This window comes from Syntrophobacter fumaroxidans MPOB (assembly GCF_000014965.1).
GTDB lineage: Bacteria > Desulfobacterota > Syntrophobacteria > Syntrophobacterales > Syntrophobacteraceae > Syntrophobacter > Syntrophobacter fumaroxidans.
Genome location: NC_008554.1, coordinates 407,893 through 432,675, shown reverse-complemented (window position 1 = coordinate 432,675; position 24,783 = coordinate 407,893). Strand labels below are relative to the sequence as shown.

Below are 24,783 nucleotides of genomic sequence, written 5' to 3'. Positions count from 1 at the left end.
ATAAACGGCAAAAAGGGGAAGTTTGCACCATGATCTGTAGACTGCTGTTCGGAATCTGCGTGGCCCTTTCACTCCTGGGGCCGGGTGTCGTCGCACGCTGTGCCGCGGCGCAAATCTGTCCTTCGCTGCCGCCCCCGCTTCAACCCTCCGTGCAACGAATCCTGTCGTCCAAACCCGGCGACCTTTTCGTCGTCTTGAAAAACGGCCTGACACTGCTCATGAGTCAGAAACCGAACTACGACGTGGTCTCGGCCCAGGTTTTCGTCCGAGCGGGCTCAATTTACGAAGGGAAATACCTCAAGTCCGGTCTTTCCCACTATCTCGAACACGTCGTCTCAGGCGGCACGACCCGCTCGTTCACCGAGGACCAGGCGAAAGAGAGGCTGAAAAAGATCGGCGGCAATTCCAACGCCTACACCAGCCACGACCGCACCGTCTACTACATCAACACTTCGGCGGAACACTGGAAGGATGCCCTGGACCTTCTTCTTTCCTACGTCTCCGAATGCACCCTGGAGCCCACGGAGGTCGCGCGGGAAAAGCCCGTGATCCAGCAGGAGATCAAGATGGGGGAAAGCAATCCGAGCAACGAGCTCTGGAAGCTTTTTCTCAGGACCGCCTACCAGGTCAGCCCCGTCAGGAACCCGGTCATCGGTTACGAGGAAGTCTTCGTGCGGCTGGATCGACAGGCGCTGCTCGACTACTATGCCCAACGCTATCAACCCGAAAACATAGTGGTCGTGGTGGCCGGGAACATTTCCCCCGAAGCGGTGCTGTCCTTTGTCGCCGACAAGACGAAGGATTTTCTCGGAACGGCCGGCGAGTTCGACGCCGTGCCCGTCGAGCCGGCACAGTCGACGACGCGTCGCCAGGAAAAGGAAATCCCCGTCGCGAGACTTACCCAGGCCATGGTCGGGTTCCCGTCCGTGGATCTGAATCACCAGGACATGTACGCGCTGGACGTGCTTTCTCTCCTGCTGGGAGGCGGCGAAACCTGCCGTCTCCACTGCCGCCTCAAGGACATGGAAAACAAGGTGCTCAGCGTGAGCGCCTCCAATTGGACCCCATCCTACACGAAAGGCCAGTTCATCGTTTCCTTCACACTGCCCCCGGATGAGTGGCCGGGAGTACTCTCCCAGCTCGGGGAGGAGATCGAGGTCTTCAAGCGGGACCTCGTACCGATGAAAGAGCTGGACAAGGCGAAAAAGACCGCCATGGCCAGTCACGTTTTCAGCAATGAAACCGTTTCTTCCATCGCGGCTTCTTTGGGCAGCTCCTACTTCAGCACCGGAGACCCTTATTATGACGACACGTATGTGGAGGAAATCCGCCGCCTGACGCCCGAGGGCATCCGCTCGGCGGCACAGCGCTATCTGATCATGGACCGAATCAACGTTGCGGCAACCAAACCGCTGTCCCGGCAGGCGGCGGCAACGCCGGACACGGCGTCGTGTCCGCCTCGGGAAGCTTCGCCCGCTCACATGAGCAAGCTTGACAACGGGCTGAAGGTTCTGCTCAAACGGGACGACTCGCTTCCCATGGTCACGATGCATCTGTATGGCCTGGGAGGGCTGATGCTCGAAGACGGGGACAAACCGGGGATCGCCTCCCTGACCTCCGCATTGATGACCTCGGGGACGCTGACCCGCACCAGACAGCAGATTTTGCAGAGTATCGAGGATGTCGGAGGCAGTATCGAGACGCAGTCCGAAAACAGCACGTATCACGTGTCGATCAAAATCTTGAAAGAAGACTTCCACACGGCGCTCGACATCCTTGCGGACATCGTGCGCAACGCCCAGTATCCGGAGGAGGAAATCGAGAAGAAACGCCAGGACACGCTCCTCGCCATCCAAAGGATGGACGAGAGCTGGCAGGCGGAGATCGTGCGGTTGTTCAAGAAGAACTACTTTGAAAAATCGCCTTATCGTAACGACCGTCTGGGGACCCGCGAATCGGTGGAATCCATTTCCAGGGACGACCTCCTCCGGTTCCACCGACGCATGGTGAATCCCGGGCAGGCCGTGCTCGCCGTGTACGGCGATATCGACGCCGAAAAAACGTCGGAGCGGGTCCGACAGCTGTTCGGGACCTGGGAACAGGGAGAAGTAAAATACCCCGAACTGCCTGATGAAACGACCCAAATCTCCGCGAACCGCGTGGTCGAGAAGAAGAACGAGAAAGGCTCAGCCGCTCTGTTTGTCGGCACCAACGGGTTTGCCATCCGGAATTCCAGGCGGGCGACACTCGATGTTCTGGACGCCGTCCTCTCGGGGGCGGGCAACCCCGGCGGGAGGATATTCGAAGCCCTGCGCGGGAAGCAGGACCTGGTTTACGTGGTCGGGGCATTTCCGTTCTATGGCAACAACGCCGGTTACTTCGGCGTGATCACTCAAACCACCATGGCCAACCTCGACAAAGTGCAGGGAATCATATTGGACAACCTGCGCATTCTGGCCCGGGAACCCGTTCCTGCGGACGAACTGGAAAAAGCGAAGAGCCAGATCGTCACCGCTCACCGGCTGCACATGGAAAGCCTCGATGCACAGGCCGGGAGCGCGGCGATAAACGAGGTGCTGGGACTGGGCTGGCAATACGACAAGGAATATCTCAAAGAGGTTCAGGCAGTCGGTCCGGCCGACGTCCGCAACCTGGCGAAGGAATTGTTCGCGCACACGCTGATTGCCCGCACCATCCCGGAACGACCGGTGGAGGTTCTCTCCGTGCCGCCGCCGTCCAAGTCGGATGTGCGCGCGCAATAGCGGGGTCGTGCCTGGTGTGCAGTCAAACAGGCAAAGACCTAGGCACGGTGAGGTCGCGTGCTCCCTGCGCGACTCCGCACCGGATGAGGCGCACGGGTGAACCGGTCGCCGATGCCGGTGTCCGGCATCGCCCCCTGCTTCGTCACCTCCTGCACTCGGGCGAGCACAGGAATTCGATTTCGTTGTAGAGGTAGCGCGTGAGGCGGTTGTCGGCTTCGAGCGACATGACGGCCCGCCGCAGCTCCACCTCGGGTACGCCGAGGGATGCCGCCATTTCCTCGATGGAACAGGGCCGCCTGGAAACCAGCTCCAGGATGCGTCCGCTCAGGTCAGGGTCCTCCCCCTGCCCTTCCGCGCGCTGGAAACGCCCGATCACATCGGTTTTTCCGGCCGGGAAAAAGCTTGCGCATTCTTCCATCCGCCGCGCCGAAAGCCCCGTCGTTCCCCATTGCGCGGGCGGGCGAACGACCGTGTTGAGCTCCACGCGCTCCGGCCCCAATTCCTCGACAAAACGACTCAGTCGCAGCAATTCCTCCCGGTTGTCGTTCAGGCCCGAGACCAGCATCACCTCGACGTGCAGCTGCCCTTTATACTCCTTCCGGAACGCTCGCAGACCGTCGAGAATCGAATCGTTGTCGAGCTCGGGGTGGGGCCGGTTGACGCACTTGAAGGCTTCGTCCGATATCGCGTCCACGGACGGGACGACACGGTCGGCCCGCAGCAGAGCGCGGCGCACTTCCGGATGCCACAGCAGCGAACCGTTGGTGAGCACGATCAGGGGCAGGGACGCGTAGGCTTCCTTCACGGCACGGACCAGCTCTTCCAGGGGCTCGTAGAGCGTCGGTTCGCCTGCGCTGGAAAACGTCAGCGCGTCGGCGCCTCCGGGATGCTCCAGGAAATACTCTCGCAGCTCCGCAAGGACGTCCTCAGGCCGGACAAACGCCCGCCGCTTCACCGTCAGATGCGTGGTAAGCCCCGATTCGCAATAGACGCAATTGTAACTGCACGTTTTCGGGGGAATGACATCGATGCCCAGAGACCGTCCCAGCCGACGGGACGGCACCGGGCCAAAAATCGTCCTCACGTCTTGACCTTTATCCTTTCACAAAACCGCGCCCGACCGCGGCGAAATCCGCGGTCGGGGATATCGTGCGCGCGATTCTCACGATCCCTCCCACGCATGCACAAGGTCGCACCCGCAGGCGTGCCCGGGTGAAGCGGCTCACGTCTTTTCCACGCCCGAATCCGGGCATTTCAGCATGATCACCCGGTCCATCTTGTGCCGGTAGACCTCGCAGTCAGAGCACGCCAGATCGGAATCCTTGCAGCAGCGAGGTTTCAACTCCCAGCAGGGCACCGGGAAATTCAGGATGGCCGGGCACTGCTTGCGCGTTTCCTCGTCGCAGTCCCGAATGCTCCAGCAGGGGGCTATCGTCAGCAGTTTCTTTATCCCCGCAATGTTGAGTCCCTCATCGGTCAGCAATTTACGAAGGCACCGCAGCCATTGGAGGTCAATGTTCGAATAGAAACGCTTCCCACCGCGTCTGGCCGGTTTGATCAACCCTTCCTGTTCGTAGATGCGCAGTGTCCGAGGATGAATGTTCAACAATTCAGCGACGATACCGATTGGATACAGGGCTTTTTGACGCTCCGGCTCCATTGGACCTTCCTCCCATACCGGTCATATAAAAAGTCTCACAAAGTCTCTTATAATGTTCGAGATTATAAAAATTGCACTATTCATTGTCAAATAGTATCCGGGAGACGATGGGAATGCGGGAGGGAGAGCGTACAAGACGCGGGGTTCGAAACCAGGGAATCGTGTGTGAGAGGATCGGGTTGCCGGGTGGGCGCAGTCCGGCTGAGCCCACCACGACCGGCGGATGGGAACGGCGTCCCGCGGCGTCACGATGCCGCCGGATCGAGCGATGCCAAACCGGCATTGGGCTGTCGGCGGATGTCCCCCGTCTTTCACGGCAGGCCCGTGAATCGGGGGAGGAGTCCGCCACCGTCTCGTCCTGCCGCGGGTGACGCCAGGCTCGTACACCTCGCCCGGGCGGCACCCGGTGCTCCGCTACAGCCTTTCGAAAACGACGAATCCGTTTGCGGGGATGACGGCGTCCATTGAACCGTATCGGGACTCACGCACCATCCCGCCGTTGCCGACGTTGTTGCCCCCGTAGACGGCCGCGTCGCTGTTGAAGATCTCCCGCCAGGCGCCATCGGGGATTTCGGCTTCGTTCACGCGATAGCCGTCGACGAATGCGTAATTGTTGAAACTGGCGAAAACGATGAGGTGCTCGTTTTCCAGGGAGCGCCTGAACACCAGCACGCGGTTGTCGTTGCGGACGTGCAGCGGAACGAGCCCGGCCGTTCGCAGCGCGGGTTTTCGGCGACGCAGCTTGATGATGTCCTGGTAGAACCTGAACAGGTTCGCACCGCTGCCACCGCGCTCGCGCAGAAAATCCTCCCGTTGGCTCAGAAAGAGATCGTACGGATAATCCTTCTGAAACCCGACCTCCTCTCCCATGAAGAACATGGGAACTCCCGGAGACAGCATGTTCAGGCCGCAGGCCAGGCGGCAGCGCGCTTCGGCCCAGCGCCTCGTCTCCCCCGAAAGAGTCGCCCGGTTGACGGCCACGGCGATGGTGCGCCCCGAGAACTTCGCGTTTCCGGCCTCGTCGTGGGATTCGTGGTATACGACGGTAAGGTTGCCCGCATGCCGCAGCGCGCCGACGAAATAATCGACGGCCAGGGGGCGGTCGTCGCCAAAGCCGCAGGTCTTGATGAGTTTTGCGTAGTCGGCGCCCTTGTCGGTATCGCCGATGAGGTGATGATAGAAATCGGCATACCAGTATGCATCGAAACCCAGACCGCCCTTGTCCGGGGGTTCCGTCACGGCGGACCATCCGGAATGGTCCTCGGCGATGAGCATGACCGTCGGCTTGATCAGTTTGAGGGTGCGCGTGAGCTCTCGAAGGAACTTGGCGCCGAAAATGCGGGCATCGGCGGCGGCGCGGCCGTCGGCATGGACCACGGCGTAGCTGTGGATGGAGGTGGTCTGATCCACCCTGAACCCATCCACGTGGAATTCATGCACCAGGGCCGCGGCGCTGCTGATGAACATCTTGCGCACCATTTCCTCGCAAAACCGGGGCGCATAGCCGGTGGACATGTTGTCGACGTACCCTCCGTGACCGGAAGCGGGCCTTTTGCGGGGATCGAGGGTCGGATCGCCGGCGGCGTGCTCGTAGTCGCGATAATCGGACGGCATGCCCTCGTACCAGTAGTAGATGTTCTTCTCGTGACGATTGGAATCGTACATCCATTCCGCTCTTTCGGCGTTGTGCGCGTAATGATTGTAAACGACGTCCAGGAGCACCGCAAGGCCGCGCCGATGGCATTCACGCACGAAGTGCTTGAACTGGTCACGCCCTCCCCCCGCGTACTCGACGGCGAAATAGTGGGACGTCGCATAGCCCCAGGCCGCCCATCCCTCGAATTCATTCATCGGCAGGACTTCCACGGCGTTGACGCCAAGATCGACCAGGTAATCCAGCATCTGCACGGCATCCTTCAGATCGCCGGTGAACGGCTCACCGGCGGCATCCGTTTTCCCGCATCCCAGCCCGGGGACATGCATTTCGTAGATGACCAGGTCGTCGATGCGCGTCGGCACCGGGCGCAGCGGATCGAACTCGTTTTTCCAGAACTCGTCCGCGTCCAGCCATTGCTTCTGAGGAAAGGGCTCATCGAAGAGCTCGGTGACGCGTTCGGGATCGACCACCACCGAGCAACTCACCGACCCGGCCAGCCCGGTCGGTCTTCCGTCGTACTTTTTCCCCTCGGGATTCTTTTTGCCGCTCCCGATCTGGCACCTGGAATAGAGGTCCGTCCGGTAGCAGACGGTATCGTCATCCTTGGTGATCCTGAACATGTAGGGCGTGTGATCGAACTGCGCAAAGCTCTCCAGACCCTCTGAATCGTCGTCGGTACGCCATATCCCGGTCCACGTTCCGTCGACCATCTCCTTGTGCATCGGGAACGCGGCCAGTGCCCCCGTGCCGTTGTCGTCAATGTAGCCCGTGGCGGCATCCCCGCGCACCATCTCGACGTGGAGCGCGTTGGGCGCCCAGACGGCAAAGCGTACGGCCGGCTCACCGCCGCCGGGACGGTGGAGCTTGTTGGCGCCCAACCGGCGGCAGTGGGTGAGATGGTATTCGTTGAACTGCTCGGGCCCTTTGAGCTGGAATCCGCGGAACCGTTCCGACGAGTTGCGGTCGTGCACTTCCGTGGTGATGCCCCATCGATTGGCGCCTCCCGGGCCGTCGAGCAGAACGCCCCAGCCGAAGGTCCACCCGGCCTGGTCGCCGTTGAGGTTCACGGTGGCCCTGAAGCAGGGGCAGCCGCTGTCCGAGACCTCTTCCCGCATGGGAACGCCGGTCCATTGGTCGGAATGGCTGCCGTTTGCATCCCAGCTGCCCACCAGCCTGACATTGCGGAATATGCCGCCTTGCAGGCCCACATGATAAGTGAAATGAACGGGTATCCAAGACATTGTTTCCCTCCTCTGCCGGGCACGAAAAACCCCCGGCTCGAATCCGGCGGAAATCGCCACGCCCGGCTTTCGAAATCTGGCAACGGGACGAAGCATCGGGCCGACACCGGCGCAGGTCAGGAATCGCTCGTGTTGCGCCCGGGATGAGCCGTCCGTCCTCCGGGCCGCATCGTTCCGGGGCCGGGCCGGCCGCTCACTGTTTGTGCAGCCGCCCGGACCGAAAACTGACCACGATCTCCTTACCGAGCTCATCGGGCTGAAGCGGGATCTGGAAGTCCTCCTGAGCCATGAACTTGCGCTCCTTTCCGTTCACTTTGATGCTGGTGATGTCGAGGACCCCCGGGCTCATGAAATCGGGCAGCACGTTCAGCGACTGGATCTGGCTCCGCTCGGCGGGCCAAAAATAGAGGCAGAAGTCCGCTCCCGCTTCGGAGCGGTCGTCCTTTGTCGCCACGCCCGCTCCCGAATACACGAAGGTTCTCAGGTAGATGTGAGCCAGGAAGTTCAGCTCGAACGAGTGGTAGCCCGCGATGTCGAAACCCGCCATGCCGCGGCCGGAGATAAACGGATCGCCGTTGTCGCTGACCCTGAAGAAGACTCCGCGGTTGTCCCGGTCCAACTGAAACGTGTTCCACCAAGCGGCGGCGTCCCGGAAGAGATCGCGGTACAGATTAGTTCCCGTGTAACCGTACAAAATGAGGTAGGCCAGTACGTTTTGCTCCTGCTGCCAGAAGTCCTTGTGGTTTCCCCAGACGAACTGGATTTCCCCGGGGCTCTTCGGTTTGCGCTCCACGGCGTCGAAACACCCGCCGCGCACCTTGTCCAGGCCGGCGTCGACCATGGCTTTCCCCAGTTGCTCGGCCAGTTGCATCGCCCGTTTGGCCTTCTGATCCTGCCCTTTGTAGCTGTAGTAATTGGCCACCCGCGTGAGATTCCAGGCGATTTTCAGGTTGTGGCCCACGATTGCCCTGTTCTGCTGCCATTGCCAGCCCTGATCGGGTGTCCAGTCGGCAAAGAACCGTTCGTTGACGTAGGGACAGTCCGCCTCCGGAAACTTCTCGATGATGAGGTCCGTGGTGAGGTCCAGCATGTCCTCGCACTTTTTCAAGAACCTCTCGATGTCCTTCCCTGCGCCCTGGGGAAGGGGGTCCAGGGCCAGGATGAGGTTGACGAGATAGGCCGGAATGTGGTCGCCGATGGAATTCCAGTTCTTACGGAGGCGGTTGTGCGCGAGCGCCGGCGAGTCGGCCCGCATGGTTGCCGGGTCGATATGGCTGAAATACCCCTTCTTTCCCGGATATTCGGGGACGACCGCACTGTCGTCCAGGAAAAAGGTGTTGAACGCGCGGACCGTCCGCATGATGTCGTCCAGGACTTCCGGGTCCCCGGTGATTCGAAAATACTGCGTCATGCCGGCAAGAGCGTAGATTTGTTCGTAGAGCGGTATGGTTCCCGCGTCATCCCCCATGAGGGAGGGAATATAGGTCAGGTTGCCGTTGACGAGCTTCCTGCGCGCATGGCTCCAGATGATGGTGCGCCCGTCGTGGCTCAACGAGCGGAAGGCGGTCCGCTGGAAATCCACGCCCGCTGCGGCCGCGTCCAGGTAGCGCCGGTCGCCGAGCAGCAGGTAGGCCGAGGAGAGTCCGTAGATGAGGCGCGACAGCGTTGCCATGTCCTGGATATCGTCGTCCGTCTTCCCCCCGTAGATGTTCAGATTCGTCCGGTAGAGGCGCGAGAAATCGCTTTCGTCATAGGTGCGGGAGTCCCCGAAAAGGCTCTGGAGCCACTGGTCGGCCATTGTGGCCATTTGCGACAGCCACCAATGCGTGTGGTGTTCGAAGAGGAACTTGTCGGGCTGGTAGTGAAACGGGCGGACCGCAAGGGCCTCGAACCGTTCGTTGCCCGCATTCTGAAAGAAAGTGCCCTGAACGTACATCTTTTGCCCGGAGCATATGTACTTTTTGACTTTGTACTTTATGCCCTTCGTGATGTCGTCGTCTCCCGCAACGACGGGGACATTGTCCGGTTCGGGAAAACGATCGTAGATCAAGCCGTCGAGGTTGCTCAGGACCATGAACGAAGTCCCGGCCCCGACACAGACCGTCAGGTTGTCGCCGGTGCGAAGACGCAGGGTAAAACCGAGGTCCTGCACATCAACGACCGTTCCGAGCACCGTCATTTTCTGATTGAGTGATTTCATGGTCTCCCTTTCGCAGGCGAGGAGGAAAAGGTTGGTTGTCAAGGCACCGGCCGCGTGCAAAAGCGGCCGTGCCCGTCCTGCCGATCGGATCGTTCGGATAAACCGGATCGGTTTGCGGCGATCGGGGCCGGTTTGGAGCTTCCGATGACCGCGCCCGGAACCCGCCGGTTATTCCACGGCGCCCGGGAAGGATTCCCGGATGCCGAATCCGCCCCCGCCGTGCCCCCTTGCTCCGGCGGGCCGTCGCAATGCCTCGAACCGCGACGACGGCTGTCGATTCGCAGATCCTTACCAGCCGAAGCGCCGGAGCGGTGGCTCACCGTCCAGCACTTCCACCAGCTTCTGCCCCGTGAGATAGGAATCCGGGGTCGACCTGCCGGTGATGAACGGGTAGTCCACGATGACGCTGGTCTCCCTGCCGACGTTGCCGTGGAAGCCCCCTTCGGGTCCCGTGGCGTCACGGAGGATGTACTCCAGGGGATAGGGAGGCGGACCCATGTTGATGTCGTAGAACTGTCCCCTCGCTTTCATGAAACCCGTGCCGTCCTTGTAGTCGTATTCCTTGCAATGGCCCGTCACATGTTTTCCCCAAATGAGGCTTTTCCGATCCTCCAGCTCACGGGCGAACGCCAGGCAGGCCACGCCGTAGCACTCCGCCGCGATGGGTTTGTCCGCCCGATGGAAACCCAGGATGAGGTCGTGGACCCGGTGATTGTTGGCGAGGTCGCAGATGGGGCCGCTGCCCCCCACGATAAGGAGCGCATCGTAGTTCTCGATCTCCCGGCGGGCCCGATCCAGGGCACGGTTGTAGTGCTCCATGGCGCGGATGAACTGCGGCGCGCTCCAATATGGCCGATCCGGAAACCATTCCGAGAGGTTGAGCGGCGTTTCCAGCCGCCTGCCCTGCACCGTGGCGGGATCGTCCCACTCCCGCGTCCTGGCGGCCACTTCCTTCGAGGTAACGGACCGCCCCAGCGGCGGATCGGTGTACTCCGGGTTCATGCTCACCGTGATCGCGACGGGCCTCTTTCCCGTGGGAGTCAGGAAATCCGCCCGGTAGCCCGCCGCATCGAACACCTCCACCGGACCGACCAGTTCTTCTCCCCAGTACCCGAATTCCGAGAGGAGAACGAGGACGCGGCGTCTTCCCGGCTTCACGTCGCTCAGGCTGAATCGGGGAGGGTCGGGTATCAAGGCGGGTGCCGTCAGAAGCTCTTTGATGGCGTCCACCATCGCTCCCGCCTCGTTCTTCGAATGACCGGTGACGAGATCCCGGTCGACCACGATACCGCTCGTCGACGGGGTGATGACGGCGCCGGCGTTGACGATGTCCGAGGCGACCACCTCGTGACAAATGACCTTCCTGCCCGTGAGCAACTCCGGGGTCGGAGTGAGAATCCAAAGACCGTGGCACAAAGCCCCCTTGACGATCCGGGGATTTCGCATAGCATCGGCGAAGAACTTCACGGCCGGGGTGTCGCGCATGGTGTGGGGCGGGCTGAAATAGCGCAGCCGCACACTCGTGTAGTTGGCCGCCATGATCACCGCGGCGTAATCCTCGGGTCTGACGGATTCCACATCGATATCCACCCTGAACGTCTCGGGCGTTCCCTGAGGATCCTCGAGCTCGCTGATGAACGTCTGGCTGGATTGTCCCCACAGGCGGGACACGAAATGACACGTCGCCCCGTATGCTTCGAATTTCTCGCGGTAGGCGCGAAGTTCCTCCGGGATGTACTGGCTTTCCACAAGGATCGCCACCTTCTTGTTGGAGAGAGGTTTGTCTGCCATGCTTCGCTCCACTCTTGATTGGCGGTTGTCCGGCTTGTTTGTTGGTTGGACAAGTTTTGTTCCGGGCGGCGCAGGCACGCGGCCGACCGGCCCCCTCAACGGCCCCCCGGCGCGGGACGACCCCGACGGACGCTGAAGCAGCCGAAAATATGGCGAATGCCCTCGGCTCGAAGCTGCTCCAGGAGCTTCCGCTGTCCAGTCGTCTTTGCCATGGTGGTTTTCCCGGTGACTCCTGTGGTTCTTTTCCGGAATACCAGGTGACTCCGAACCGTCTCTTCCGTGTTGACGCCGGGTGGTTCCTTCTCCTACGGCCAAATGCCGCGCGGATTCGCATGTCTCATTCAGAAAAGGCGTTCGATCGGCTCATACCGAAGCGCATTCAAGATCACACAACACCTGTCCGGTGTGAGGTGACGCGTTGGATAAACGTTGCCCTTACAAACCGATGCACCGGTCAGACGTAGGAGAGGGTTTTATGCCATCACGCCCAACACTGCGGACTTGAACGCAACCTGGGATCAGAACCTAAAAACCGCGCATGGAGTTGCCTTTGGAAATCAGAGAGGAAATGACGGTTCTTGAAATTCAAGCGGACATTGATGAGTTGATGAGAAAGGCTCCTGACAAGTTTTATGTAAGAACTCGCTCCACAGCAGCCATTGGATCGTGAGATTCATTCCGTGATTTCTGATTTTACGAATAAAACTCATGAAAAATACGATAGAAAGAATCACTGTATGCGTAAATGCTGTAAATCCTGCATTTTTGGATGAAGAATACTGTACATTAATTGGTAGGAAAGTAGAAAAGGCGTAGTTGTTCTACAGAAAAGGCGGAAGATTCCAATGAAATCGCCTTTGAATCCATTGATTTGGAAATCTGCTTTACGAGTAATTGAATACTGCATGGGTTGAGAAAGGGAACACCTGATGGGTGCGTCATGGGTTCGGCCAGGTTCCGTTTCGCTGATGGTGTACGGAAGGGGGTTGAGCGAGGGTGAAGCGAGGCCGGTTATTCATTTGTGTGATTTTGCGAATGAAAAACCGTGGGCACGATAAGACCTTGCCCGCCCTTGCATGCTCGTGCTTGCGTTGCGAATCGATGAGCGGAGCGGGGATCAGAGCCGTGCCCGCCCGAGCATGCGGACCAATGTCCCTGTCAGAGTTACAAGGTACGGGCTTTACGCCTTCCCGAGGCAACCCGGTATGAAAACTGCCGTGCAGGGTGACGCGAAAGAAGAGCGATTGGGGCGCCCGGGCATATCGTCCCACGCCAGGCGCATGGCTTCGCTTTTCGGTGATGCAAAAGAAAAACGAGCGGCCCACCTGAACGGGCAGGATGATGATCCGGCGCGAAGAGCAGAGACTGCCTGCGCGATGCATCCGGCCCGTCGGGCGGGATCCTTTCATTGCCTTTTCCCTTGCCATTTCCCTCGACAATACAGTAACTAATAATACACACGTCGAATGACGAATAAATCAGACCGTAGAGGAGGACAATTCGATGCGAAGTGATCTAATGAAGAAGGGCGTTGAGAAAGCACCGCACAGATCGCTGTTCAAGGCGATGGGATACACTCAAACCGAGCTTGATCGGCCCCTGATCGGAGTCGCGAACTCCGCCAACGAGATCATTCCCGGCCACATTCATCTGGACAAGGTTGCAGAAGCCGTGAAGGCGGGGATCCGTCTCGCCGGCGGGACACCCATCGAGTTCAGCACCATCGGGGTGTGCGACGGCATCGCGATGAATCATGCGGGGATGAGGTATTCACTGGCAAGCCGCGAGTTGATCGCCGACTCCGTAGAGATCATGTCCATGGCTCATCCTTTCGATGGTCTGGTAGCCGTTCCGAATTGTGATAAAATCATCCCCGGAATGCTGATGGCGATGCTGCGCCTGGACATACCGGCGATTCTGATCAGCGGGGGTCCCATGCTGGCCGGGCGTGCGGGGCACAAACAGGTCGACCTGGTCTCGGTATTCGAAGCCGTCGGTTCCTTCAAGGCCGGTACCATCACCATGGAAGAGCTGGAACAACTGGAGGATTACGCCTGCCCGGGATGCGGTTCCTGCGCGGGAATGTTTACGGCGAATTCCATGAACTGCCTGTCCGAGGCCCTCGGCCTGGCGCTTCCCGGCAACGGGACCATTCCGGCGGTCACCGGTGCGAGAATGCGCCTTGCCAAGCTTGCGGGCATGCGTATTGTGGAACTCATCAAGGCCGATATCCGACCCAGGCAGATCGCGACTCAGAAAGCGTTCGAAAACGCCATAACGGTGGACATGGCTCTGGGATGCTCGACCAACACGGTGCTTCACGTTCCGGCCATCGCCCGCGAAGCCGGGATCGACCTGGACCTGGGGCTTTTCAATACGCTCAGTTCCCGCACCCCTCACCTGTGCAGTCTGCGGCCGGGGGGCCCTCATTTCCTCGAAAACCTGGATCAGGCAGGCGGCGTGCAGGCGGTGATGAAGGAACTTCTGGCGCGCGACCTCATCCACAGGGATGCCATGACGGTCACCGGCCTGACGGTCGGCAAGAACCTGGAGAGCAGCAAGAACACCGATCCGACCGTCATAAGGCCGATCAGCGATCCGTATCACAATGAAGGCGGAATTGCGATTCTCTACGGCAATCTGGCACCGGAGGGCGCAGTGGTGAAGCAGTCCGCCGTCGCGCCGGAAATGCTTCAAAGAACCTGCCGGGCGCGGGTGTTCGAGAGCGAAACGGATGCGGCCGGCGGAATCCTGGATGGCAAGATCAAGCCGGGGGACGTGGTGGTGATCCGTTACGAAGGCCCCAAAGGCGGTCCCGGGATGCAGGAGATGCTCACACCCACCGCCGCGATCATCGGCATGGGACTGGGCAAGGATGTGGCCCTGATCACGGACGGTCGCTTCAGCGGAGGCACCCAGGGAGCCGCAATCGGTCATGTGTCTCCGGAGGCGGCGGTGGGAGGCCCCATTGCTCTGATCGAGGAAGGAGACGAAATCCTGGTCGATATTCTCAACAAGAGGCTGGAGCTGATGGTCGACGATGCGACGTTGAAGGCGCGTCGCGACAAATGGAAGGCCCCTGCGCCCAGGATGACTCAGGGCTACCTTGCCCGTTACGCGCACATGGTGACCTCCGGATCGACGGGAGCCGTCCTTCGCACGGAACAGGACAAATAGCGGGAGTGGAGCGATCCGTGGGATACGTGTTTCGCCCCGAAGATGCCCTGATGGTCGAGGAGTTGTCCCAGACTCCCGCGGGACGTCTTGCACTTCTCATCGAGCAGGAACTCCTGCTGAGACTGTGGCGCCCCCTGACTCCGCAGAGGGTCCTGGAAGTCGGATGCGGAACCGGGCTCTTCCTCGAGCGGCTTGTCCGGGAGGGGCACATTGTGACGGGCATCGATGCGTCGCCGGCGATGCTGGAAATCGCGCGCCGCAGGCTGGCTCCCCGGGTTGCGTTGCGCCAGGGATTCGCGGAGGATTTGCCTTTCGACGATAACGAATTCGACACTGTGGCGCTCATCGGCACACTCGAATACGTCAATGACCCGGTGGCGGCGCTCAGGGAAGCCTTCCGAGTTGCCCGGCAGCATGTGCTGCTGGGCGCCGCCAACCGATATTCGCTCGAGACTTTCAAGCTCTGTGCGCAAAGGCTCTGGAAACGTTCTTTCTACGATCATGCGAGGTTCTACAGCGTGTACCGTCTGCGGCATCTTGTGGAACGGGCGCTGGCAGGTTCGGTCCCCGTGCGGTGGGGAACCTGCCTCTCCTTTCCCCTGGGCCTCCTGAAATACGTGCGCTTCCTGGAACGGTCGCGCCTCCTGCAGTGGCATCCCCTGGGACATTTCATCGGCATGCGGGTCGACATGGTTTATCCCATGCAAACGATCCAGACCCCGCTGTTTGCAGAGGTGACCTCGAGGATGGACCGGAGCAGGGCCAGAGCCTCATGTTGGCGTTCCCTGGCCGGGGACAAAGGATTTTGCCGCTTTGCCCCGGGCCTCGACGGAACAGGGGCGTTCCATCCACCTTCAACGGCGGGGCGAATGAGAATAAGCCGGCCCCCCATATCCGATCGGTAGGGGCGAGGGCAGTCCCTCCGCCTGCCCCGCGATCATCGTCTTGAGCTCAGGCTCGTATTGCGTCCGGGAAAGGCCCCCTTCTTCCATGCCCGGCGAAGTCGGACGCAGTGTACCGCCGGCGATCCCGTCGCGGCTGCCTGACGGGTTCCCGTGCGCCATGGAACCGACAGGAGACGTCATGAAGGAGGCGATGTTCTACCGAAAGCTCGATGGGAACGAGACCGCTTGCTTTCTTTGTCCCCACCATTGCCGCATCCTTCCTGGAAAGCGCGGCAAGTGCGCAGTCCGTGAAAATCGGGACGGCAAGCTGTACAGCCTGGTTTACGGAAAGCTCATCGCGCTGCACATCGATCCCATCGAGAAGAAACCGCTGTTCCACTTCTGCCCGGGCACCACCAGTTTTTCCATTGCCACGGCGGGCTGCAACCTGCAATGTCGGTTCTGCCAGAACGCGGACATCTCCCAGGCGCCCCGGGATCATCGGACCATCTTCGGCGAAGACATACAGGCGGCGGTCGTTGTCGAGCGCGCCCGGCAGCATGGGTGCGCAACGATTTCCTATACCTATACCGAGCCGACCGTTTTCATGGAGTACGCCTTGGATACGGCCCGGCGCGCCCGCGCGGCGGGCCTCGGCAACGTGTTCGTGAGCAACGGCTTCATGACCGAGGAAGCGTTCGAGGCCGTCGCGCCCTTTCTGGACGCTGCGAACGTGGACCTCAAGGCCTTCAACGACGCGTTTTACCGGGAACAGTGCGGAGCCCGGCTCGATCCGGTCCTCAAGACCCTCGAACGGATGAAAAAGCGCGGGATCTGGCTGGAAGTCACCACCCTGTTGATTCCGGGCCTCAATGACGGCGACGAGGAATTGAAGTCGCTGGCGGGCTTCCTGGTCGAGCTGGGTCCCGAGACCCCCTGGCATGTCAGCCGGTTCCACCCCGACTACCTGATGACCCATGTCCCCCCGACTCCCGTCGAGACGCTTCGGCGGGCCCGCCGCATCGGGATCGAGGCCGGGCTGTGGTACGTCTATACGGGCAATATTCCCGGTGATGAGGGTGAGCACACTTTCTGTCGGAACTGCGGCCTCAAGCTTATCGACCGCTTCGGCTTCACCATCGGGCGCAAGCAGCTTTCGCAGGGTGCGTGCGTCAACTGCGGGACGCTCCTGCACGGCGTTGGAATCAGATGATGACCGACCGAAACGGGCTCATCCGGTTGATTTTCGATCGCCTCCACGGTTTCTTCGGCCCCCAGAACTGGTGGCCGGCGGACACCCCCTTCGAGGTCATCGTGGGTGCGATCCTCACTCAGAACACCTCATGGAAGAACGTGGCGCGTGCCGTCGCAAACCTGCGGGATCATGGGCTCTTGTCTTTCGAGGCTTTGTGCGCAGTCCCGGAACCGCTTCTCGCCGAATTGATCCGCTCTTCCGGTTACTACAACCAGAAAGCCCGCAAATTGAAGGCCTTCTGCCGGCACGTTTGCGAAACAGGGCACGCGGGCCTCGACGGATTTCTCGCCCAGGATACCGACACGCTGCGTTCCGAGTTGCTTCGCATCCGCGGCGTGGGTCCCGAAACCGCCGACAGCATCGTGCTCTACGCCGCCCATAAGCCTTCTTTCGTGGTCGACACGTACACCCACCGGGTATTCTCCCGTCACGGATGGGTGCAGGAGTCCCCGAGCTACGACGAGCTCAGGGGGTTTTTCATGGATTGCCTCGAACCGGATGTCGGTCTCTTCCAGGAGCTCCATGCCCTGCTGGTGCGGACCGGACACCTGTTCTGCCGGAAAACCCCGCGTTGCGGCGGTTGCCCGCTCGAGGGTCTCCGTGCGGGAACGGCGGCCGGATGATCGAACGGCACAGCCTGCGTCGGGCAATCCATCGAGAGAGGAAAAGATGGTCGATATCGGGAAAATACTCGTTCTTGTCGATTTCTCCAGGAATTCAGCCGAAGCGGTCCGGTACGGTCTGACCCTCGCCCACAGTCTCGGGGCCCGGCTGTGCTTTCTGCACACGGTCAATCAGCGCATTATGGATGCCCTGCAGGAATTGAGCAGCAAGGGCTACAAGGGTGACTTCCTGCAGGCTCTCAGGAAATTGATGGAGGATCGGGAAAACGACCTCCGGGAGTTCGTGTCGAAAGAAGAGTTGGCGGGAGTCGAGGCGGAATTCCTGATTCGCAAGGGCGAACCGGTGGAGGAGGTCGTCAGTGCGGCCGGGGAGTATTCGATCGATCTCATCGTTGTGGGGAGCCAGGGGCACGCCGCGTCGGCAAACGGCTCAGTCGGCACCGTCGCGCAGGACGTGATCAATCGGGCCCGGTGCCCGGTTCTGGTGGTGCGGCCCATTGAACACGATTTCATCGAGGAACCCTGACATGCCCGCGACACGCCTGAGGGGCCGCGAAGCCGGACCCCCCTTCCCTTTTCATCGGCTTTGCCCTGTGCCGATCACAAGGACCGAGGAGTCTTCCGAATTTCGCCGTCCGATGACCGACGAATGCTGGCAGGATGCCGTCAGGACCCTGGCCGGGCAGATCGACCCCGCGCACAGGCGCCTTCTTGAAGCCGTCGCAAACGAGATCTCCCTTAATATCAAAGCGCTGGACACGCTCATGGACCGTTACTGCAGGGAGACCTGCCCGTCCTGCGGGAACCCCTGCTGTGACGGCCGGGAAGTGTTCTATAACCGCGCCGACCTCCTCTACCTCCTTGGAACCGGCAAACCTGTCCCTCCGGGCCAGACTCGCAGGACCCCGGGTGAAGCCTGCCGATATCTGACCTCCGGGGGATGCCTGCTCCCCAGGGACGAACGGCCCTACGTCTGCGTGTGGTTCCTGTGCGAGCCGCAGATGGGGCTGTTTCAAGCCGAGAAGCCTGCGACCCAGAGACAAGTGATCAACACGCTGCTCGATACGAGGTCATACCGACTTGGACTGGAAAGCCTTCATGACAAGAGCGGTTGCAGACTGAAAGAGGTTCACTCGACCGGTTCCGAATGTCCCTGCACGGAAAAATAACCCAAGCTCGCGTTCCCGATGGGAATATGGACGGGAGAGCGTCAAATCCTCCCCTTGGATGTGTCCGGCCTTGCAGGTGTCCGGCCTGCGCCCCCTTGCGGACGATCTCTGCGGCGTGGGAACATGGCGTGACCGACCGGCCGCACAGCCCGGCCAACCGGTGTCGTGTGATCTTGAACGCGAAGAGGTAGGTATAAGCCGGGCGGCCTCGGGGCACTTCGCCACGGGCCCGGTTCTCACGCTTCGAGGATGCCCCCCGGGGAATGACAGCCTGTGGGAAGATGCAACCGTCATTCGGGCAGGAAACGCTCCGCCTGCCGAGCTCCAGCCTTCTTTCGAAGATGCCCTGTCATGACACATTTCAATAATGCGTTGCGAGCCCTCGGCTCATGACGATTCGCATGAATATCCGGAATGATCTGGACGTTGCGTTGTGAGCCCCCGCCTCACGGAAGCTCGAAGGGACGTCGCACTTCTCCCCGCACTCCCGGGTGGGACCCGCACGCTCCCTACGCACTGCCGGTTTTCACCGACTTTCCCGGCCTGCGCTTGGTTGTTTCGTGCATTTCGGGGGTGGCGAGGCCTTTTCTGCGCCGCTGGTCTTCCAGGTACTGCTGCAATTTCTGGGGCAGACCCCGCTTCTTTGCGGAACGGCTGCGCAACTTCGTCAGTACACGGGCAGCCAGCGGCTGCTTGAGCGGGAACCCCCACTTGCGTTTGTATTCGCGGGGCGTCAGTTGATGCGTGCGCAGGTGGTTGGCGGTGAGTTGCCGGAACTGAGAGCCGCATTCCATGCAGATGACCTGGTCTTCCTGGATCGAGTCGCGCGGATCGCCCTTTCCCGGTGGTTCGTGTTCGTCGGCGGCTCCGTACCCGATTTCCTCCATGGCCACCGGACGCCCTTCCTCCTCGGCGCGCCTCATCCGGTGCAGCGCATTGTATACCCTGACCAGAACCGATTCGATCTCCTCCCCTGTCATCTTGCCGATGGAAACTTGTGCCTGGACTATTTCCACCGCAAGTTCCAGCAATTTCTTGTCCATGGAATGTCTCCTTTGAGTGAACCTCGCTATAGGACTAAACGGGACCATCGTCATTGATATAATATGATAACTTACCCACCCTTTGTAAAGATAAGCATTTAATAAATTCTTAACGAACTGATACCAGCCTGCGTTGATAATGGTACCCATTTCGGGGCCGGACGGGAATAAATCCCGCCGGCCCCTACATTCACTCCGCATGGACAGGGGTTACCCCTGCCAGTCCTTGTGATGACTGAGAGAATGCTTGCCTGCTTTTGAACGCCCTGGCGTGAATTGTTCGGCGGCACCCCGTAATACGAAGTTGCATTCAAGATGGATCTTTCAAGCACAAAAGAGCGGGGGAATGATTCCCCCGCCCCCCCAAGTTTCGGAGCCGCGAAGCGGCGAGAGGGTGTGGGGGATACGTCCCCCACGCTTTTAGAGTATCATTTTGAACGCAATTATCCATGCCCCCTGCGACACCCGCGAAGCATGAAAACAGACTCACCCGGGAATCTATTTTCTAGGTAAATCCGTATAAGTCGCCGCCCCCATGACGAGGGCGGCCTCGCTCAATGCTTCATGGCGGGAGGCCTGCAAACCGGCGGGTCGTCATTCCCGCTCCCACGCCGATGGCGTATTGGAACGGGGCGCACCAAACGACACGGCCCCGATCCGGGCCGGATCGGAGCCGTAAGATGGGCGGCGGGCTTTGCGGAACCGCAGGCCCGCTTCGTCCTAAAAGAGCATCTTCTCCACGGGACGACGCTCCGGGACGTATGTTTCGGGAATTTTCCCTTCGTTCCATTCCCGGGATACGTAGAGATTGCAGTAGCAGCTCCCGAATTCCGCGACGTCCGGCTCCCGATAAACACACGGGCAGATGATGTCCCTGTCCCTCTCGCGGTCCTCGGATGCCAGGCGGCACGGACAGGCCATGTACCCGTACCGTTCCCGGTTGATCAAGAGGCTTTCGAGAAGTTCCAGGACCTTTTTCCGATCTTTGTTGAAGTAGTACCCCTTGGCTTCCTGGGCCCGTTCCAACATCTCGTAGAGCTGTTCCTTATCCATCACAGATTCAGAGCCTCCTTGATTTCTTCCTTCCTGAACCGACGATGATCTTGTCCCCGATGATGATCGTGGGAAAGGAACAACTGGGATTCACCTTCTTGATTTCCTCGATGATGTTCTTCCTTTCATCGCCTTCAAGCTTGTCCACTTCGACACAGTCGTATTTGACCCCGCAACCGTCCAGGTATTCCTTGGTGTTTTTGCAGTGAATGCAGGTGCTGAGCGCGTAGAGCATGACATCACAATCCGCCATCTTCGATCTCCTCGTTTTCGTCATGATATGTCGTTGTGCGTCACCGCGGGAATCATTCCCAACGCCTGTGACGCGGCCTTCCCATAAACCGGCGGCCAAGCCCCGGGCATTTTTGCTTGTCCTCCGCGTGTTCGCTCCCGGGAGCGATTCCGTTCCGCAGCGGGACGAGGCGCACCCGATATTTAATCATGCGACGACGCGAGCGCCACTGTCCCCGGTCAGGAGTTCTCGTTGAGAATCCCGATCCGTGTCAATGCGAAATCGTATCGTACCGGATCGCTCGGGCAGATGGTTCTGAAAGCGTCCGTTATTTCGAGAGCGGTCCTGAGATCCGCGCCGTTTCGCACGGTGAAGCCAAGTGCGCGTCCGATGCGGTGCATGTGAGTGTCCACGGGAACCACCAGTTGGGAAGCGGGTACGGCAGTCCATATTCCCGGATCCACCTCGTCGCGGCGGATCATCCAGCGCAAGAACAGGTTGAAACGCTTGCAGGCGCTCCCTCTTGCGGGAGAAGGCAGGAACATGCTCCGCGACCCGGGGGAACCGTCCAGTTCGCCGACGAAAGCACACAGGGCCGGAAGGACCGTCTCATCGGCATTCTTGCGAAAAGAGGCAAAACAGTCCTCCAGGGAACCGTGACGTTCCAGCATCCTTTTCACCCCGATCAGCATCGAGGCGACTTCATGCCCGGTGGTGAAACGGTGTTTGAAGCCCTCAAAAACGTTCCTGATTAACCCCGGGGAACTCGATCGCACGAAATCCGCGGGAGAGGCCCCCATCCTCCGAAGCGCCTCGGCAACGCTCCCGAGTATCTGCCTCACCCGGCCATAAGCGAGCGCGGACGCAACGATTCCCACCACTTCCCGGTCCCGCGGATCGTCATACTCATGAAGAAATTCCACCGGGTCGGGATGGACGTACTCCCGCCGGTTGAAACGATCGTACAGTTCGTCAAATGCGGCCTTCCCGGGTTTCGACTCCGACAGGCGGCCCAAATGCAGGGAACCGCGAACGATGTATTGCCGACTCATGCTTCTCCGTCTCGCGGCGCCATCCGCTACGTCCGGTTGCTCCCTTACCCCCGTGACGGCGCCGCCGGAGCAACCCGCCTTATCCCGGGAAACGGCCCTTCAGCGGCCCTTTGGCGGTCGTCATGAATTCCCTCGACTCAAGCCCCTTCAAAACGGGCGAAAAACGCATGCCATTCCCGCGAGGGCCTCGCCGCGGCGGACCCCGGAAAAGCTGGCTTCCCGGAGGACCTCTTTTTCTTCAGCCGCGGCCTGTTCCAAAATATCACATCCCCGCCTCTTTTCCTAGCCGATGCACCGGCACATGCTTGCGAGCTTTTCTCTCCTGTCGCATCGAACCTTTGTGGTATGGTTGAAACGAGCCGGGCGCGGGCTCCGAAGACCGTCGCATTGCAGCGGCGCAGGGCGAACGTGACCGGCGCGTACCCCCCTGCAACACGGCGGCCCCCGGAGCGGGGGCGACAGAAACGCGCTGCATCCGCTTCGGAAACATGCCCGGTCGAAAACCGTTGAAGGAAGGCACATGCAGACGTCAATCATCCTCGGCACGGGGCGTTTTCAGGCCATCAGACGGCTTTCGGCCCGCGTGCGGCGACTGTGGTACTCGGCCCCCGAGACCCTTCGCGGAGGTCCCCTGCTTTCCGCCATCAAGCTGACTTCCATGACTTACCGGGCAGGCTTCGAGATGGACCGGCGGCGATCCCGTTTCCGCCGACGCCGCCTGCCCGCATACGTCGTCAGCGTGGGGAACCTGGCCGTGGGAGGAACCGGCAAGACGCCCCTTACCCTGTGGCTCGCCCGATATTTCAAGAACGGGGGCCGTAGAGTCGCGGTGCTCAGCAGAGGATACGGGAGAAGCGGGAGCGCCCCGGGCCGCGTGCCTTCCTCGGGCGAGTTGTCCGTCCTGGCGCTCGAGTACGGCGACGAACCGGCCATGCTGGCACTCGAACTGGGAGACACGCCGGTATATGTCGGAAAGCACCGATGGGAATCCGGAATCCTTGCGATCGAATCTTCCCGGGCGGATCTCGTCATTCTTGACGACGGCTTTCAACATCATGCGCTCGAACGGGATCTCGATCTCGTCCTGCTGGATGCGTCAAATCCCTTCGGAAACGGTTTCACGCTGCCCCTGGGACCATTGCGCGAACCCAAGGCACACTTGGCGCGTGCGCACGCCATCGTCCTGACTCGAGCCGTCGAACCGGAGTCTGTCGCGCGCACTCGCGCGCAACTCGACAAAGCCTTTCCCGACAAGCCGGTATTTGCGGCACAGCACATACTGAGGGGGTTCCACGCGGGTCTGGGGGGAGCCGTCGTTCCCTTGAGGAGCATGGTCGCACGGCCTGCCGTGGCTTTTGCGGGGATCGCCGACCCCAAGTCCTTCTTTTCTCTGCTCGAAGCGCTGGAGATCGACCTGCGCATGGCGTTCGCCTTTCCGGACCATCACCGGCCGACGGCCCGCGATACCGCCGCCCTGTTCGACGCAGTCCGTGCCTGTTCGGCTGACTTGCTCATCACCACTCAAAAGGACGCCGTTCGGCTTCCCGGATTTCTGCGGCGCGTGGTGTGCGTGCCCGACCTGGAAATCGACTTTGGAGAGGACGAGACGCGCTTCCGCCGGTTCCTGGATCGGGAGACCCGTGGACGGCAAGCGATGCCCGAATGAGGGCGCCCCCGGTGGAATGTTGCCTTTGTGCGCCGCAGGGGTCCGAGGCGCATCAGGCGTAAAGTGCCCGCGCGGCCTTTTCGGACTGCCTGAGAGTGCTTATGAATAGCCGTAGGAATATGCTCTCCGTGGAAGTTGATAAAGTTGATGCGCGGCCGGAGTATGGAGCACACGATTCTTTGCATTCCGTGAGTTGGAGGACCCCATGACCATCAGAGCGAAGATTCGGAGCATCTACAGTACCGCCTTGACCAAGCTTCTCCTCGATTCGGGACACCGCGTGGTCGAGCCGTCCGTCAAAATCCGCGAGCGCTTTTCCATCGAACCCTGCGACGAAACCCACGATGTCCTGCTCATGGATCGAGACGATTTCCAGGGACTGGACATTTTCGGCGAAGCGGAGTCCATCTGCCGCTTGCTGGACTGCATCCGAAAGCATCTGCTCGATGCGGTGCTGGTCGAACTGGACCAGGACGATTCCGACGACGGCCTGATGAGCGCCCGGATGGAGCTGCCGGGCGCTTCCAAGGAAGCGCTCGACCAACTCCGCTATGCGGTAACGCCCACCCTGCTGCGGCATCATCGACTGCGGATCGTGGACAGCACCGCGCTCGAGCGCGCCGAAGGGACCCTCTCCCTGCATCCCGAGAAGAAAGGCGAGCTGGAGAAGGACCTTTTCCTGCAGGCAATCCTCGCGCCCCTGGAAAAGGCCGGGGTGGTGAGGGTCGAACACGTGAGGCCCTCTGGAAAATCCATGCGGCCGCGCGAGGGGGTGCTGGTCAACGCGACCCCGGAGTCCATCCTCTTCAGGCGCTCCTTTTCAAAGGGAGGCACCTACGACGGCCTCGATGTGCCCATCCAGGCCGGAGACTACGGACTGACCACCATCAGGGAAGGTGCCTGGTTCGTCAAACATGCTTATTACACCAAAGATGACAAGCTCATCGGAGAGTATTATAACGTCAACACCCCGGTAGAGCTCTACCCCTACGGTGCCCGGTACCTGGACCTCGAGGTCGATGTCGTGAAGAAGGCGGGGCGAAGACCCAGGTTGCTGGATCGTGAGAAACTGGCGTTGCTGTCCCGGCGGGGGGCCATCGGCAGCGCTCTCGAATCGAAGGCCATGGCGGTGGCGGGGGAGCTCATGCAGACGCTGGCGGGGTGAAGCGTCCATCGAGATGCACCCAAATTCGTCGCCGGGCTTGTCGGGCAACAGACGGTTCCAGCGTCGAGAAACCCAACTTCGGAATTCAGGGAATGCAACACGGCGGTCGCCAGCCCGCGGTCCCGGCCTGTTGCTGAAACGATCGCTGTCGTC

The 24,783-nt window shown here is 60.5% G+C and carries 18 protein-coding genes; 9 read left to right on the top strand and 9 right to left on the bottom strand.

All coding sequences use genetic code 11. From position 1 onward, the window contains the following. Positions 1-29 precede the first annotated feature (29 nt). Entirely contained in the window at positions 30-2,762 is a 2,733-nt protein-coding gene (locus SFUM_RS01845) for a M16 family metallopeptidase (RefSeq protein WP_011697235.1), read from the top strand. 142 nt (positions 2,763-2,904) lie between these two features. On the opposite strand, the gene SFUM_RS01840 is transcribed toward SFUM_RS01845, so the two are convergent. From SFUM_RS01840 to SFUM_RS01820, 5 genes are all read right to left on the bottom strand, one after another. After that, the gene (locus SFUM_RS01840) at positions 2,905-3,846 is read right to left on the bottom strand and encodes a radical SAM protein (RefSeq protein ID WP_011697234.1); all 942 of its coding nucleotides are present in this window, start codon (positions 3,844-3,846) and stop codon (positions 2,905-2,907) included. A gap of 138 nt (positions 3,847-3,984) precedes the next feature. Then, positions 3,985-4,422, bottom strand: a complete 438-nt coding sequence (locus tag SFUM_RS01835; protein ID WP_011697233.1) for a MerR family transcriptional regulator — start codon at positions 4,420-4,422, stop codon at positions 3,985-3,987. 414 nt (positions 4,423-4,836) lie between these two features. After that, positions 4,837-7,320 (bottom strand): alpha-amylase family glycosyl hydrolase, encoded by a 2,484-nt coding sequence (locus tag SFUM_RS01830; RefSeq protein WP_011697232.1) that lies wholly within the window; start codon positions 7,318-7,320, stop codon positions 4,837-4,839. A 193-nt stretch (positions 7,321-7,513) separates the two neighbouring features. Beyond that, positions 7,514-9,520, bottom strand: a complete 2,007-nt coding sequence (locus tag SFUM_RS01825) for an AGE family epimerase/isomerase (RefSeq protein WP_011697231.1) — start codon at positions 9,518-9,520, stop codon at positions 7,514-7,516. Between the two features lie 288 nt (positions 9,521-9,808). Further along, positions 9,809-11,311: a DJ-1/PfpI family protein gene (locus SFUM_RS01820; RefSeq protein WP_011697230.1), complete on the bottom strand. Its 1,503-nt coding sequence runs from the start codon at positions 11,309-11,311 to the stop codon at positions 9,809-9,811. Positions 11,312-12,814: 1,503 nt separating this feature from the next. Between SFUM_RS01820 and ilvD the strand changes: the two genes are divergently transcribed. The 6 genes from ilvD to SFUM_RS01790 all read left to right on the top strand — a co-directional run bounded on the left by ilvD (position 12,815) and on the right by SFUM_RS01790 (position 18,419). After that, positions 12,815-14,488, top strand: a complete 1,674-nt coding sequence (gene ilvD, locus SFUM_RS01815) for a dihydroxy-acid dehydratase (RefSeq protein ID WP_011697229.1) — start codon at positions 12,815-12,817, stop codon at positions 14,486-14,488. A gap of 17 nt (positions 14,489-14,505) precedes the next feature. Next, positions 14,506-15,393: a class I SAM-dependent methyltransferase gene (locus tag SFUM_RS21240; protein ID WP_049766255.1), complete on the top strand. Its 888-nt coding sequence runs from the start codon at positions 14,506-14,508 to the stop codon at positions 15,391-15,393. Between the two features lie 178 nt (positions 15,394-15,571). Next, positions 15,572-16,585, top strand: a complete 1,014-nt coding sequence (amrS, locus tag SFUM_RS01805) for an AmmeMemoRadiSam system radical SAM enzyme (protein ID WP_011697227.1) — start codon at positions 15,572-15,574, stop codon at positions 16,583-16,585. Then, the gene (locus tag SFUM_RS01800) at positions 16,582-17,250 is read left to right on the top strand and encodes an endonuclease III domain-containing protein (protein WP_011697226.1); all 669 of its coding nucleotides are present in this window, start codon (positions 16,582-16,584) and stop codon (positions 17,248-17,250) included. Before amrS ends, SFUM_RS01800 begins: the two co-directional genes overlap by 4 nt. 46 nt (positions 17,251-17,296) lie before the next feature. After that, positions 17,297-17,776 carry a universal stress protein gene (locus SFUM_RS01795; RefSeq protein ID WP_011697225.1) on the top strand — a complete coding sequence of 160 codons (480 nt, stop codon included), beginning with the start codon at positions 17,297-17,299 and terminating at the stop codon, positions 17,774-17,776. A 112-nt stretch (positions 17,777-17,888) separates the two neighbouring features. Continuing rightward, positions 17,889-18,419 (top strand): hypothetical protein, encoded by a 531-nt coding sequence (locus SFUM_RS01790; RefSeq protein WP_150109405.1) that lies wholly within the window; start codon positions 17,889-17,891, stop codon positions 18,417-18,419. Positions 18,420-18,928: 509 nt separating this feature from the next. Here SFUM_RS01790 and SFUM_RS01785 read toward each other — a convergent pair. From SFUM_RS01785 to SFUM_RS01770, 4 genes are all read right to left on the bottom strand, one after another. Beyond that, positions 18,929-19,462 carry a Ros/MucR family transcriptional regulator gene (locus SFUM_RS01785; RefSeq protein ID WP_011697223.1) on the bottom strand — a complete coding sequence of 178 codons (534 nt, stop codon included), beginning with the start codon at positions 19,460-19,462 and terminating at the stop codon, positions 18,929-18,931. A 720-nt stretch (positions 19,463-20,182) separates the two neighbouring features. Continuing rightward, on the bottom strand, positions 20,183-20,515 hold the full coding sequence (locus SFUM_RS01780) for a ferredoxin-thioredoxin reductase catalytic domain-containing protein (RefSeq protein ID WP_041439582.1): 333 nt from the start codon (positions 20,513-20,515) through the stop codon (positions 20,183-20,185). Between the two features lie 7 nt (positions 20,516-20,522). Then, positions 20,523-20,768: a glutaredoxin family protein gene (locus SFUM_RS01775; protein ID WP_011697221.1), complete on the bottom strand. Its 246-nt coding sequence runs from the start codon at positions 20,766-20,768 to the stop codon at positions 20,523-20,525. 218 nt (positions 20,769-20,986) lie between these two features. Beyond that, positions 20,987-21,799, bottom strand: a complete 813-nt coding sequence (locus SFUM_RS01770; protein ID WP_011697220.1) for a TIGR02757 family protein — start codon at positions 21,797-21,799, stop codon at positions 20,987-20,989. Positions 21,800-22,319: 520 nt separating this feature from the next. Here SFUM_RS01770 and lpxK point away from each other — a divergent pair. Further along, positions 22,320-23,465, top strand: coding sequence for a tetraacyldisaccharide 4'-kinase (lpxK, locus tag SFUM_RS01765; protein WP_011697219.1), 1,146 nt, complete (start codon positions 22,320-22,322; stop codon positions 23,463-23,465). Positions 23,466-23,670: 205 nt separating this feature from the next. Next, complete coding sequence (locus SFUM_RS01760; protein WP_011697218.1) at positions 23,671-24,630, top strand: ribonuclease FAU-1 family protein; 960 nt, start codon at positions 23,671-23,673, stop codon at positions 24,628-24,630. The last annotated feature ends 153 nt before the right edge of the window (positions 24,631-24,783 follow it).

Coding starts and splice junctions, on each gene's coding strand:
- SFUM_RS01845 (WP_011697235.1), top strand. CDS start 30: ATGATCTGTAGACTGCTGTTCGGAATCTGCGTGGCCCTTTCACTCCTG.
- SFUM_RS01835 (WP_011697233.1), bottom strand. CDS start 4,422: ATGGAGCCGGAGCGTCAAAAAGCCCTGTATCCAATCGGTATCGTCGCT.
- SFUM_RS01830 (WP_011697232.1), bottom strand. CDS start 7,320: ATGTCTTGGATACCCGTTCATTTCACTTATCATGTGGGCCTGCAAGGC.
- SFUM_RS01825 (WP_011697231.1), bottom strand. CDS start 9,520: ATGAAATCACTCAATCAGAAAATGACGGTGCTCGGAACGGTCGTTGAT.
- SFUM_RS01820 (WP_011697230.1), bottom strand. CDS start 11,311: ATGGCAGACAAACCTCTCTCCAACAAGAAGGTGGCGATCCTTGTGGAA.
- ilvD (WP_011697229.1), top strand. CDS start 12,815: ATGCGAAGTGATCTAATGAAGAAGGGCGTTGAGAAAGCACCGCACAGA.
- amrS (WP_011697227.1), top strand. CDS start 15,572: ATGAAGGAGGCGATGTTCTACCGAAAGCTCGATGGGAACGAGACCGCT.
- SFUM_RS01800 (WP_011697226.1), top strand. CDS start 16,582: ATGATGACCGACCGAAACGGGCTCATCCGGTTGATTTTCGATCGCCTC.
- SFUM_RS01795 (WP_011697225.1), top strand. CDS start 17,297: ATGGTCGATATCGGGAAAATACTCGTTCTTGTCGATTTCTCCAGGAAT.
- SFUM_RS01790 (WP_150109405.1), top strand. CDS start 17,889: ATGACCGACGAATGCTGGCAGGATGCCGTCAGGACCCTGGCCGGGCAG.
- SFUM_RS01785 (WP_011697223.1), bottom strand. CDS start 19,462: ATGGACAAGAAATTGCTGGAACTTGCGGTGGAAATAGTCCAGGCACAA.
- SFUM_RS01780 (WP_041439582.1), bottom strand. CDS start 20,515: ATGGATAAGGAACAGCTCTACGAGATGTTGGAACGGGCCCAGGAAGCC.
- SFUM_RS01775 (WP_011697221.1), bottom strand. CDS start 20,768: ATGGCGGATTGTGATGTCATGCTCTACGCGCTCAGCACCTGCATTCAC.
- SFUM_RS01770 (WP_011697220.1), bottom strand. CDS start 21,799: ATGAGTCGGCAATACATCGTTCGCGGTTCCCTGCATTTGGGCCGCCTG.
- lpxK (WP_011697219.1), top strand. CDS start 22,320: ATGCAGACGTCAATCATCCTCGGCACGGGGCGTTTTCAGGCCATCAGA.
- SFUM_RS01760 (WP_011697218.1), top strand. CDS start 23,671: ATGACCATCAGAGCGAAGATTCGGAGCATCTACAGTACCGCCTTGACC.